Genomic DNA, 13,925 nt, shown 5'->3' with positions numbered 1-13,925 from the left:
ATGCGGTTGTTTCAAGATTTCTTAGATCAGTCTAAACAGCTGAATCAAGCTCAAAAGCCTATAGAACTTTGCTGTCATCCCCCACAAGACAGATATAAAATTATTCATCAAAAATTAGTGCTTGCCAATTTACCTGCGCCGTTGCATTACCTCAATTTTTTTAGTTTGATTGGACAGCCCAATAGTCCTGTTTTTTGCAATAACAATGAAATCTCAACAACTGCTTTAGATACAGCAACCTTACTGGTCAGCTCCAGCCCCCATATGGTGGGACAATTAAACTCATACTCAATTCAGCATGAATGCCAATTTCACCTTGATGAAAATAGCAATGTGACCTATACATTTGGTCAAAAAGAAAAAGTGTTTGGAAAAATTCCTGATTTTACTATTCAAAGACAAGATGACGAATTGAGTGTGAATTTAAGCATTACAACAATACCTTTAATTTCTCATTTTATTCATTTGAAATTTGGATTTGCACAGCACTGGTCTTTGGTTGCGCATTGTAAAGGGACAATTCAATACAAAGATCAAAATTACCAAATTGAACAAAATGCTGTTTTTGAATATATGAAAACAGTGAATTTTCCTTATCTGCCTTATGCGCTGTATACATATCAATTGATTCAATTGAATGATGATCTACAGATTATTTTTATGCATAGTCGTGATCAGATGAATAATATTTTACATTCACGTATCTATATTCGAGATATTCAAAACAATGAAACAAAAATGCTTGATCGACAGGTCTGTTTCAATATTCATCGGGTGTTCCCTAAAGTGACAACAGTAAATCATCAGGAGATGTATTTACCACGCGAGTTTGAATGGCAATATCAAGATGAAAATACCAAAATTGATATTCAAGCACAAAGCCGTGGTGATTATAAATTTGGCTTAGCCGCGGGTTATGTTGGAAGTTTTGTTTATCAACTACATCTCAATGATGAATATTATCAAGGTGAGGGTGGTTACTGTGAATATATAGATTGCCGCCCTTTAAAATGGCAGGAAATAGATAAAGACAATAAATTATCAAATAAATCGAGCAGTCCTGTGCTGATCATGCTTAAAAAATAGACCAAAAAACAGAAATAAGGCCAATTTAGAAGAATAAATAAGCAAGTGATAGATAAAATGAAAAATAATTAAAAAAAGGGGTTGTGTTGGTTAGGGAATGCTGTAGAATGCACATCCATTGGCGGTGATGTTAAATAAAACTTCTGATAAATCAGGCACTTGATTAAGTTGTTAAGATTTCGAATTGAGATTTTAAGATGAGATTAGAGTTGGGTTTGTTAGAAAAAATAATTAACATTATTGATTGACTTTTTAGAGATAGAGAGTAGTATAGCCGACCTAGCTTGATGCTGACGAAGCATTGAGAAGATCATTAAGAGAATATGAAGAACAACTTGTGTGGATTTTTACTGATTGATTGATCGAAATATTATCATTGATTGATTGGTTTAAATTACTCGAAGTTTATTTGAGAGAATTTGTCAGTACATTGATGAGCCAGAATTGTGACCTTAAGTCACTAATGATTTTTAACTGAAGAGTTTGATCATGGCTCAGATTGAACGCTGGCGGCAGGCTTAACACATGCAAGTCGAGCGGGGGAGATTGCTTCGGTAATTGACCTAGCGGCGGACGGGTGAGTAATACTTAGGAATCTGCCTATTAATGGGGGACAACATCTCGAAAGGGATGCTAATACCGCATACGCCCTACGGGGGAAAGCAGGGGATCACTTGTGACCTTGCGTTAATAGATGAGCCTAAGTCGGATTAGCTAGTTGGTGGGGTAAAGGCCTACCAAGGCGACGATCTGTAGCGGGTCTGAGAGGATGATCCGCCACACTGGGACTGAGACACGGCCCAGACTCCTACGGGAGGCAGCAGTGGGGAATATTGGACAATGGGGGGAACCCTGATCCAGCCATGCCGCGTGTGTGAAGAAGGCCTTATGGTTGTAAAGCACTTTAAGCGAGGAGGAGGCTCTCTTGGTTAATACCCAAGATGAGTGGACGTTACTCGCAGAATAAGCACCGGCTAACTCTGTGCCAGCAGCCGCGGTAATACAGAGGGTGCGAGCGTTAATCGGATTTACTGGGCGTAAAGCGTGCGTAGGCGGCTTTTTAAGTCGGATGTGAAATCCCCGAGCTTAACTTGGGAATTGCATTCGATACTGGGAAGCTAGAGTATGGGAGAGGATGGTAGAATTCCAGGTGTAGCGGTGAAATGCGTAGAGATCTGGAGGAATACCGATGGCGAAGGCAGCCATCTGGCCTAATACTGACGCTGAGGTACGAAAGCATGGGGAGCAAACAGGATTAGATACCCTGGTAGTCCATGCCGTAAACGATGTCTACTAGCCGTTGGGGCCTTTGAGGCTTTAGTGGCGCAGCTAACGCGATAAGTAGACCGCCTGGGGAGTACGGTCGCAAGACTAAAACTCAAATGAATTGACGGGGGCCCGCACAAGCGGTGGAGCATGTGGTTTAATTCGATGCAACGCGAAGAACCTTACCTGGTCTTGACATAGTAAGAACTTTCCAGAGATGGATTGGTGCCTTCGGGAACTTACATACAGGTGCTGCATGGCTGTCGTCAGCTCGTGTCGTGAGATGTTGGGTTAAGTCCCGCAACGAGCGCAACCCTTTTCCTTATTTGCCAGCACTTCGGGTGGGAACTTTAAGGATACTGCCAGTGACAAACTGGAGGAAGGCGGGGACGACGTCAAGTCATCATGGCCCTTACGACCAGGGCTACACACGTGCTACAATGGTCGGTACAAAGGGTTGCTACCTAGCGATAGGATGCTAATCTCAAAAAGCCGATCGTAGTCCGGATTGGAGTCTGCAACTCGACTCCATGAAGTCGGAATCGCTAGTAATCGCGGATCAGAATGCCGCGGTGAATACGTTCCCGGGCCTTGTACACACCGCCCGTCACACCATGGGAGTTTGTTGCACCAGAAGTAGGTAGTCTAACCGTAAGGAGGACGCTTACCACGGTGTGGCCGATGACTGGGGTGAAGTCGTAACAAGGTAGCCGTAGGGGAACCTGCGGCTGGATCACCTCCTTAACGAAAGATTGACGATTGGTAAGAATCCACAACAAGTTGTTCTTCATTGATGTATCTGAGGGTCTGTAGCTCAGTTGGTTAGAGCACACGCTTGATAAGCGTGGGGTCACAAGTTCAAGTCTTGTCAGACCCACCAAGTCTACTGAACACAGAAGAGCAGATATATTAAGATCTTAAGCTGGGGACTTAGCTTAGTTGGTAGAGCGCCTGCTTTGCACGCAGGAGGTCAACGGTTCGACTCCGTTAGTCTCCACCACTAATTAAAGACTAAGTGATTACAGAACTTAGTAAGCTGATAGCTTATTAAGTTCTGTGATTTATCACAGTTAACTACTCGCTGACGAGGCGGTAGTGAATCATTAACAGAATATATTTGAGTTGAAATAATTGTTTAAACTCGTTTTAGTTGATGTTAGCAAGCAATTGTTAATGTTGAGTGAAATGAGCACTAGCGATAAAACTGAATCAAGCGTTTTGGTATATGAATTAAATTGAAGCTGTATAGTGATTAAATTCACAGGCAACAAATAGAAGTGATTAAGTTCACATTGTTGATCCTCCTTGTAGGGATTAACGACTGTTTGGGGTTGTATAGTCAAGTAATTAAGTGCATGTGGTGGATGCCTTGGCAGTCAGAGGCGATGAAAGACGTAATAGCCTGCGATAAGCTTCGGGGAGGCGGCAAATATCCTGTGATCCGGAGATTTCTGAATGGGGAAACCCACTTACCATAAGGTAGGTATCGCATGATGAATACATAGTCATGCGAGGCGAACGAGGGGAAGTGAAACATCTCAGTACCCTTAGGAAAAGAAATCAATTGAGATTCCCTCAGTAGCGGCGAGCGAACGGGGATCAGCCCATTAAGTTATATGTGTTTTAGCGGAAAGCTCTGGGAAGTGCTACCGTAGAGGGTGATAGTCCCGTACACGAAAGGGCACATATAATGATGACGAGTAGGGCGAGGCACGTGAAACCTTGTCTGAATATGGGGGGACCATCCTCCAAGGCTAAATACTCCTGACTGACCGATAGTGAACCAGTACCGTGAGGGAAAGGCGAAAAGAACCCCTGTGAGGGGAGTGAAATAGATCCTGAAACCGCATGCATACAAGCAGTGGGAGCCGACTTGTTCGGTGACTGCGTACCTTTTGTATAATGGGTCAGCGACTTATATTCAGTAGCAAGGTTAACCGCATAGGGGAGCCGTAGAGAAATCGAGTCTTAATAGGGCGTTTAGTTGCTGGGTATAGACCCGAAACCGGGTGATCTATCCATGAGCAGGTTGAAGGTTGGGTAACACTAACTGGAGGACCGAACCCACTGTCGTTGAAAAGCCAGGGGATGACTTGTGGATAGGGGTGAAAGGCTAATCAAACTCGGTGATAGCTGGTTCTCCCCGAAAGCTATTTAGGTAGCGCCTCGGACGAATACCATAGGGGGTAGAGCACTGTTTCGGCTAGGGGGTCATCCCGACTTACCAAACCGATGCAAACTCCGAATACCTATGAGTACTATCCGGGAGACAGACTGCGGGTGCTAACGTCCGTAGTCAAGAGGAAAACAATCCAGACCGCCAGCTAAGGCCCCCAAATTATAGTTAAGTGGGAAACGATGTGGGAAGGCATAGACAGCTAGGAGGTTGGCTTAGAAGCAGCCACCCTTTAAAGAAAGCGTAATAGCTCACTAGTCGAGTCGGCCTGCGCGGAAGATGTAACGGGGCTAAAACTATATGCCGAAGCTGCGGATGTATACTATGTATACGTGGTAGGGGAGCGTTCTGTAAGCCGATGAAGGTGTATTGAGAAGTATGCTGGAGGTATCAGAAGTGCGAATGCTGACGTGAGTAACGACAAAACGGGTGAAAAACCCGTTCGCTGAAAGACCAAGGGTTCCAGTCCAACGTTAATCGGGGCTGGGTGAGTCGACCCCTAAGGCGAGGCCGAGAGGCGTAGTCGATGGGAAATTGGTTAATATTCCAATACTTCTGTGTAATGCGATGAGAGGACGGAGAAAGTTAAGTCAGCCTGGCGTTGGTTGTCCAGGTGAAAGGCAGTAGGCATGCATCTTAGGCAAATCCGGGGTGCTCTATGCTGAGAGCTGATAGCAAGCTAGTTTACTAGCGAAGTGGCTGATACTATGCTTCCAGGAAAAGTCTCTAAGCTTCAGTTACACAGGAATCGTACCCTAAACCGACACAGGTGGTCAGGTCGAGTAGACCAAAGCGCTTGAGAGAACTCTGCTGAAGGAACTAGGCAAAATGGTACCGTAACTTCGGGAGAAGGTACGCTGCTGACGGTGATAGGACTTGCTCCTTGAGCTATTGGCAGCCACAGAAACCAGGCCCCTGCAACTGTTTATTAAAAACATAGCACTCTGCAAACACGAAAGTGGACGTATAGGGTGTGATGCCTGCCCGGTGCTGGAAGGTTAATTGATGGGGTTAGCGTAAGCGAAGCTCTTGATCGAAGCCCCAGTAAACGGCGGCCGTAACTATAACGGTCCTAAGGTAGCGAAATTCCTTGTCGGGTAAGTTCCGACCTGCACGAATGGCATAATGATGGGGGCGCTGTCTCCAGCAGAGGCTCAGTGAAATCGAAATCGCCGTGAAGATGCGGTGTACCCGCGGCTAGACGGAAAGACCCCGTGAACCTTTACTGCAGCTTGACATTGAACTTTGATCTTACTTGTGTAGGATAGGTGGGAGGCTTTGAAGTAGTGACGCCAGTTGCTATGGAGCCATCCTTGAAATACCACCCTGGTAATATTGAGGTTCTAACTCTGTCCCGTTATCCGGGACGAGGACCATGTCTGGTGGGTAGTTTGACTGGGGCGGTCTCCTCCTAAAGAGTAACGGAGGAGTACGAAGGTGCGCTCAGCGTGGTCGGAAATCACGCGTAGAGTATAAAGGCAAAAGCGCGCTTAACTGCGAGACCCACAAGTCGAGCAGGTACGAAAGTAGGTCTTAGTGATCCGGTGGTTCTGTATGGAAGGGCCATCGCTCAACGGATAAAAGGTACTCTGGGGATAACAGGCTGATACCGCCCAAGAGTTCATATCGACGGCGGTGTTTGGCACCTCGATGTCGGCTCATCTCATCCTGGGGCTGAAGCAGGTCCCAAGGGTATGGCTGTTCGCCATTTAAAGAGGTACGCGAGCTGGGTTTAGAACGTCGTGAGACAGTTCGGTCCCTATCTACCGTGGGCGTTGGAAATTTGAGAGGATCTGCTCCTAGTACGAGAGGACCAGAGTGGACGAACCTCTGGTGTACCGGTTGTGACGCCAGTCGCATCGCCGGGTAGCTATGTTCGGAAGGGATAACCGCTGAAAGCATCTAAGCGGGAAGCCTACCTCAAGATAAGATTTCCCTAGGACTTTATGTCCTCTAAAGAGCCGTTGAAGACTACGACGTTGATAGGTTGGATGTGGAAGTGCGGTGACGCATGAAGCTGACCAATACTAATTGCTCGTGAGGCTTGACTATACAACACCCAAGCAGTTGTATATGAAGCATCATTTGATTCATAAAAGATCAAACATACTTGATTTAGTTGAAAAGCTAGTTACAATACCCAACTCAAATGTTCTGTTAAACTCATTTGGTACGAAGTAAGGCATTTAAATAAGACCCGAACAAGTCCATAACAGTTTGCTGGCGACAATAGCAAGAGTGAACCACCTGATCCCTTCCCGAACTCAGAAGTGAAACCTCTTAGCGCTGATGGTAGTGTGGGGTTACCCATGTGAGAGTAAGTCATCGCCAGCTTTTAAATCTAAAACACCCCGGTCTCTAGAGAGCGGGGTGTTTTTTTATGCCCATATGAAAGAAAAAGATAAGAAATTAAGAAGCAAAATAAAAGCTCTATTCTTTAAAATAGAGCTTAATTTGATAGGTAAAAACGTTATTTAAGCTGTCTTCGGGCATGTTTTAATGCCGTTCTTAAGCCTTCTTCCAAGGTTGGATGATAAAAAGGTTTTGCTAATATCTCATCAATTGTCAGCTGTTCTGCAATGATCCAAGAGAGTAAGTGGGTCATATGTTCGGCAGACTCAACAAAAAGTTCAGCACCTAAGAGTTTTCTGCTTTGCTGATCTACATAAACTTCAACAGCACCTTTATTTTTACCTAAAACCAATGCACGACCTTGCTTTTCATAAGAGGCAAAACCTGTAATAAATGTTGTGTCTGATTTTGACAACGTGGCAAAGTTTTGCCCAGCAATCCCCATTTCAGGACTACAGAACACGATACCTAAAGGGGATAGGTTATTTAAATGCTGAATATTGGGAAAATTTAAACAACTTGAAACGACATTTCTTCCTTCATTCGCAGCCTCATGTTGTAAAGGTGTTTGAGTAAAAGCATCACCAATAATAAATATTGGGAAATCAGCCAATTGTTTAGTGGTGTGATGAACCAGTAATTGTTTTAAATCTGAGAATGTCTGATCAATGTTTTCGAGGGACAAGGTTGATAAGTTTGTAGCACGACCAGTCGCATTTAAAATATAGTCAACCTGTATGGATTTAGATTCATTATTTTCGATAAATGATATTTCAACACCATTTTCAAGATCTTGGATTGAATCAGGTAAAATTTCAAATTTAATATTCAGTTCTTTAGATAATTCCGCTTGAGCGATTTCTTGTAAATTAGGGCTACTAAGCACCCCCACTTTTTTGCTTCTTGCAAAAACAGTCGTAGTTACACCTAAGCGGTGCATCGCTTGAGCTAATTCAATTGCAATCACACCACTGCCGATCACGGCAATAGACTTAGGCAGTGTTTCAAGCTCAAATACTTCATCTGAAGTAATCAGTTTATTGCCTATTTTATTTTTCCAATCTTGGTTATAGGTCGGCGTTGAACCTACAGCAAGAATAAATGATTTAGATTGATAATGTTTTCCATCGACCTCAACAGTATTTGCATTTACAAATTTAGCTTCGCCATCAATTTTATGCGCAGTTTCCCAACTTTCTACATCTTTAAGCGTCGCGCGGGCAAAGCGGTCACGTAAATCTCTGACATGTTGCATAACTTGACGTGTATCGATTTCTGCTTTTACCTCTAAAGCGACTTCATTGGCATTTTGAATGTCATACATTCGATTTGCAGTTGAAATGAGAACTTTACTTGGCATACAACCAACACGCACACAGGTTGTATCCCATGGACCTTTATTGATAATCAGTATGTTAGATGTATATTTGATTGCTTCTTTATATGCACTAATACCCGCTGTTCCTGCGCCAATGATGATGATGTCGTACATTTCTGCTCCTAATTCTATGATATCAAAGTATTTTAAATCAATATTTAAGAAATACTGTCTAATACCTACACTTGGAATGTTGTCAAATTATATTTTTTCAACATATCACAAGTATTCGATTGAAAAAAATTGTAGATTTGAGTACATTTCGTGTAAAAGCCATAAAAGTATTTTTAGGGCAAATTTATACTAAATAAAACGGAACAAATTATGACTTATTTAACAAGTTTAAAAGAAATTGGGGTAAAAGCGACAGTTCTTGCTTCTTCATTGGCTTTAGTTGCTTGCGGTGGAGGTGGAGGAGGTTATTATGGAGATGATAATAAAAATACAGGAGGAACAGGCGGTGGGACTGATGGAAATGGTTCAACCACAGACCCTAAAAAAGTTGTGGAAAGCTTGGGAGTGACTCTACAAAGTGCAGATGCTAAGCCAATTGAAGTTGTTTATGATAATTCTAAAATTTTAGTCTCAGTTCAAGCTTTGAACAGTGATAAAGGTGGTGTAGCGGCTAAATTGATCAATTTGTCGATTGCAGATAGTGAAAATCTGGGTGTAACGAGTAAGAGTTCACAAGTGACTACAGGGGATGATGGTCTCGCAGTATTTGAACTAAATATTCCTGCAATGAATGCTGCTTCTGGCAAAGTACAACTGACTGCAATTGTAGATGGAACCACAATTAAACAGACTTATACACTGAATATTAAAAAAACAAGTACAATTCAAAGTGAATATAACCTTAAAATCCAACAGGGAGTTGTGCTTAATCTACCAAAAGGCACAGCTTCTATAACTGCTCAAGTGACTGATAAAAATGGTGGCGTAAAGCAGAATCAAACAGTCTCTTTAGCCTTACCTGCTGAAATGCAAGGTAAATTCTCTATTTCAACAGGTTCAAGTTTAATTACTGATAGTTCTGGTAATGCTACTTTTACAATTGTTGCAAATAGCGATTTAACAGCAGATGATATTGCTAAATTGGCTTCAACTTCTGCAAATTTAGATTTTAAATTAGTAGATGAGTTTAAAGCTGAAAGCAAAGCTAACGCATCAATTACATTTAAAGATGTTACTCAAATTGTTCAAAAATTAGAAATAGTTACTGAAGATAACCCTATTGTTGCTCAAGGTGGAACAACGAAAGTAATCGTTGTTGCAAAGAATAGTGATGGAAAGCTTCTCACTAGTAGAAAAGTAAAATTATCTTTTACTGATAAGAGTGAGGCATATGGTGTAACGATTGATCAACCAGAAGTGATGACGGACGCCAAAGGTTACGCGACATTTACACTTAAATCTGCATCGTCTTATCCAATCGCATTATCTCAACAAGGTATTAATTTAAAAGCAGCATATAGTGAATCTGCTGATATCTTTGCGACATCAACGGTTAAAGTAACGACTGCAGATACTGGTGCATCCAACCAGCTTGGACTTCAACGTCTTGAAATCGATTCCTCATATCAAATTAATGCAAAAAACGATTCGGTTACGATTAGAGTTAAAGGAATTAATAATAAAGGTGAAGCAGCAACTCAAGGTAAAGTAAAGCTGGGTTTAAATTCAGAGGCTAATTCCAATGGTGTTTCGTTTATTGCAGGAGATGGTACGGCAAATGCAGAGCAAACATTTGATGCTAATGGTTATGTCCGATTCACTATAAAAACAAATGCGATGACTTCAGAAGCGATTGAAGCTTTAGTAAAGTCAGGAATTACAGCAACATTTACGGCGGATAATAGTGTAACGAACAGTATTAAAATAGCCGTAAAAGATGGAGCAAAGTCTGAGGAAGCGTTAAGTTATCTTTCAATAGATCCAATTAATGCAGCTTATGATTACACGAAGGATCAGACTATTGTTGTTAAAGTTAAAGCTATAGGTATAAAAGGTAGCCCATTAAAAGGAGAGACTATTAATCTAGGCTTTAGTAAAGCTTATTCAGTTCCAGAACTACAAAACTTAGGCTTGACCTTAACCAGCCCTGCAGAAGCACTTACAGATGGAACAGGCTATGCTACATTTACCTATCAATATAAAGCAGATATCGATAATCTAACTCAGCCAGAATTGGTGAAAAATGGGGTAGGACTAATTGCGAAATCAGTCAATGGTACTGCTGCAGCAAGTACAGTGAATCTCAATTTTAAACCGCCAGTAATACAAGGTGAAGTTGATTTAGATTATTTGAAAGTTGGTGTGCCTACAGGTAGTTTGGTTTTAGATACAAATCAAGAAAAACCTATTACTGTAACAGTAGATGCGATGGGTACCAATGGTGAAATTTTACCGAATCAAAAAGTGTCAATAGGACTTAATGAGGCCTCGATCAATAATGGTGTTAGTTTTGATACAAATACCACAACGACAATGGTGACTAATGCTCAAGGCAAAGTAACATTTAATCTAAAGGTAAAAGCGAGTAATAGTACAGAGTTAACAAATTTAATTGCAAATGGTATTACTGTTGCGATTAAGGGGCTACGTAAAGATGGTTCGGTTTATACAGTGACACGTAAGATTGAAATTGCTAAACCTGCGGTTTCAATTCCAAATTTAGATGCATTAAATCTCAGCTATGATGTCCAAACCGTTTCGGTCTTAGGCGGTGAAGTACGCGTTAAAGTAATTGCCAAAGATGAGAATGGAACAATTATTCCGAATACTCCAGTTGCGATTGCTTTATCAAGTCTAGCAGGTTCAAGAGTGTCTTTGTCAGATGCTACTGTTACGACGAATAGTAAAGGGGAAGCAGAGTTTACGATTAAAGTTTCAGAAGGTTTATATGATGCAAACTTAATTAAGAATGGTATTACTTTTGCTGTAGTTGGAACCAACCTTAACAATGGTGATCGTATCCAGCAGACGGGTACTATTCAAGTTGCTATTCCTCAAGATTCTGTAAACCTTCGTTTAACTGCTGATAAAAAAGAATTAGAATTTGGTAAGAGTTATCAAGTTCAAGTTGCAGTAAAAGATGAATTAGGTGCGAATACAGGCTATCCAGTTAACTTAGCTTTAAATAAAGAAGCTTATGATGCTGGAATTCGATTAAGTAATGATTCATTAGTAACTGCTGCAAATGGTCAGACGCCAATAACAATTGTGATTCCAAAAGACATTCCAAGTGCTGCTAAGCAAGCATTAATTGATTTGGGTTCTAAGGCAATTCAAATCAAAGGTACGATAAAAAATCCAAAAGGTGTTGATGTTGTATCTACGTTAGAGTTCAGTGTTTTTGAAGCTGTTAATCCAAATCATTTAACTATAGGCTCTTCTAAATCCAGTTTAAGTGTTTCTGGTGATAAAACAATTGTTACAGTGCAATTGCTGGATAATAATGGTTTGCCTGTTAAAGATGAAGAGGTAACTTTAGCTGCGAATAATTCTGCAACATTAATTATTGGTACACCTGGTGATGGACATCCAACAAATACAAGTAAACCACAGACAGTAAAAACAGATTCAACAGGAAATGCTTTCTTCTCTGTAGAAGTCGATGGTAATACTGCGGATGCAGATTTATTGTTGGCAAGTGGTATTGAACTCACAGCAAGTAATACCAATACAAATGGCGCCTTAACAATACAGATTTATCGTTTAACTGCATTTAAACCTTCACCAACAGCACCTCAACCTGCGCGTTATAACTTACGAATCGAATCAAATAAAGCTACTCTAAATGTACGCAATGATTTGGCTGATGTGAAAGTAACATTAGTAGATCAAAGTGGTGGTGGTGTTGCAAATAAATATGTAAACCTGAGCATTAATGATTTTCTTCAAAATGGTACAATTATTGTTGGTGCATCTGGACTTACTACAGACCAAAATGGACAAGCCATATTTAAAGTTAAGATTGATGAGAATGCTCGTAATGCGGCATATACTGCTGCGGCATTTGATAGTGACGATTTAAATTTAACAGCAACATTCAGTGAAGCTGGGTATTTAGACGCAACTCAAATCTCACGTATTGATGTTATACAATCAGCAGTACAGAATCCTATTGCATCTATTGTCATCGGTGTTAATCCTACAGAAACAGGTACTTCGACTGATGGTGTGTACTATACAAGAAACCTTTCGGTTAGCGTTGTGGACTTCGATGGTAAGCCATTAGCCAATCAAAAAGTGGAAATGGATATAAATCCAACAAGCTATTTAAAAGGTCGCTTTATCTGGGCCTTAGCACCTATTGCTGGATCTAATCCAAAAGCAAAATGGGTTGGACCTGGTGATAATTATTATTTAGATAATCCAAATAATTATATTGATTCCAATGGTGCAGTGATGAATAACAATGGAACGCCAGCAGATACAACAGATGATTATATTGTATCAACGATAGTGAATCCATTACGTGGATGTGCAGTAAGTTCACCATATAGCGCGATTACCAATAGTGAAGTCAACAATATCCCTGTTAAAGTACCAACATTCTTAGGTCAAGGGGCAACGGCAACATATACAACAGATGCTGAAGGGAAATTTGATTTTGTGATTCGTTATCCGAAGATTTATGCACAATGGCTTAACATTCAAATAGGTGCATCTTCACAAGTTGCAACCCTACCATTTAGAACGACGTATAATTTAGGATTATCTTCAGTAACTACTGATTACAGTACTGATGGGACATACGGACCAAATTTAAACAGTCCTTATGGTATTAATACGATTACATGCCCATAATTTTTATTGATCAAAAAACAGCGCTTCGGCGCTGTTTTTTTATTTAACAGATGTTCCCATACTTACCCCAACCGTAGGTCTTACATTCATTGAACTACATGCAGATAAAAGTAGACATGAGATCAAGATAAGGCCAATAACTTTCATAGAAATATCCAAACTTTAAGTTGTTGTTATTCTAATCCCATTGATAAGACGGCGTGTGTAGTAAAATTATTGTCTTTCATTGATTGAGTTAAAAATTTTTATTCGATTTCACTGTTGGTATTGGATTTTATAATTGGAGGGGTTTAAAAGCCTAAAATTTTAAGCTTTTAAACAGGAGTATACAAATAAGTGATTCGGTGATGTTATGGCGTTGTAAATTGCAAAACACGATTGCCATATTGATCTACTAACTTTAACGTTTTGTCATAGACTTGATAACCTTTCACCTTATTAAGTGCTTCAGTATAGTCAGCCGCAAGTTTCATAGTGTCCTGACAATACATACGAGTAGAGCCGAGTTGTCCTAAGGTTAAGTGTTGTCCTTTGATCGCATAGGCACCCATAATGCGATTACAACCATCTGCACCACTTACCCGTAAATCTGAACCAAATTGAATACTTGGTACGTTGTGAGCATTTGACGTTGCTTTATATTCTGTTGCACCAATATGCGTAAGTGTCCAATTTTTGTTTTGCAACAAACTTAAATTTTGGCTTTGTTGATCGGCACTTGGTGTAGATGCACATCCAGAAAACAAGAGCGTTGCTGTGATGAATGTGGTTGCGATTATGGATTTAAACATGCGTATTCTCCTAATTTTAATCATTATATAAACAAAATTGAGTTAAACCATAAAGACGGGCTGA

Annotated in this window: 4 protein-coding genes, 2 tRNA genes and 3 rRNA genes; 7 read left to right on the top strand and 2 right to left on the bottom strand. The window is 40.7% G+C overall.

The window, feature by feature from the left end; genetic code table 11:
• The 6 genes from CQZ96_RS11060 to rrf all read left to right on the top strand — a co-directional run bounded on the left by CQZ96_RS11060 (nucleotide 1) and on the right by rrf (nucleotide 6,862).
• Nucleotides 1–1,086, top strand: a complete 1,086-nt coding sequence (locus CQZ96_RS11060; RefSeq protein ID WP_105713950.1) for a DUF6670 family protein — start codon at nucleotides 1–3, stop codon at nucleotides 1,084–1,086.
• Nucleotides 1,087–1,557: 471 nt separating this feature from the next.
• Nucleotides 1,558–3,096 (top strand): 16S ribosomal RNA (locus CQZ96_RS11055).
• Between the two features lie 59 nt (nucleotides 3,097–3,155).
• Nucleotides 3,156–3,232: transfer RNA gene (locus CQZ96_RS11050), tRNA-Ile, on the top strand.
• Nucleotides 3,233–3,276: 44 nt separating this feature from the next.
• Nucleotides 3,277–3,352: transfer RNA gene (locus CQZ96_RS11045), tRNA-Ala, on the top strand.
• Between the two features lie 337 nt (nucleotides 3,353–3,689).
• Nucleotides 3,690–6,580, top strand: a 23S ribosomal RNA gene (locus tag CQZ96_RS11040).
• A gap of 167 nt (nucleotides 6,581–6,747) precedes the next feature.
• Nucleotides 6,748–6,862 (top strand): 5S ribosomal RNA (gene rrf / locus CQZ96_RS11035).
• The 16S, 23S and 5S rRNA genes sit together here with 2 tRNA genes alongside, the layout of an rRNA operon.
• A 136-nt stretch (nucleotides 6,863–6,998) precedes the next feature.
• On the opposite strand, the gene CQZ96_RS11030 is transcribed toward rrf, so the two are convergent.
• The gene (locus CQZ96_RS11030; RefSeq protein ID WP_105713389.1) at nucleotides 6,999–8,372 is read right to left on the bottom strand and encodes a dihydrolipoyl dehydrogenase; all 1,374 of its coding nucleotides are present in this window, start codon (nucleotides 8,370–8,372) and stop codon (nucleotides 6,999–7,001) included.
• 210 nt (nucleotides 8,373–8,582) lie between these two features.
• Here CQZ96_RS11030 and CQZ96_RS11025 point away from each other — a divergent pair, with 210 nt between their 5' ends.
• Nucleotides 8,583–13,070, top strand: a complete 4,488-nt coding sequence (locus CQZ96_RS11025) for a hypothetical protein (RefSeq protein ID WP_105713388.1) — start codon at nucleotides 8,583–8,585, stop codon at nucleotides 13,068–13,070.
• 350 nt (nucleotides 13,071–13,420) lie between these two features.
• Here CQZ96_RS11025 and CQZ96_RS11020 read toward each other — a convergent pair whose 3' ends face one another.
• Entirely contained in the window at nucleotides 13,421–13,861 is a 441-nt protein-coding gene (locus CQZ96_RS11020; protein WP_105713387.1) for an META domain-containing protein, read from the bottom strand.
• Nucleotides 13,862–13,925: the final 64 nt, after the last annotated feature.

Source organism: Acinetobacter sp. MYb10, assembly GCF_002980175.2.
Taxonomy (GTDB): domain Bacteria; phylum Pseudomonadota; class Gammaproteobacteria; order Pseudomonadales; family Moraxellaceae; genus Acinetobacter; species Acinetobacter guillouiae.
This window is presented reverse-complemented; position numbering and strand designations above follow the sequence as displayed.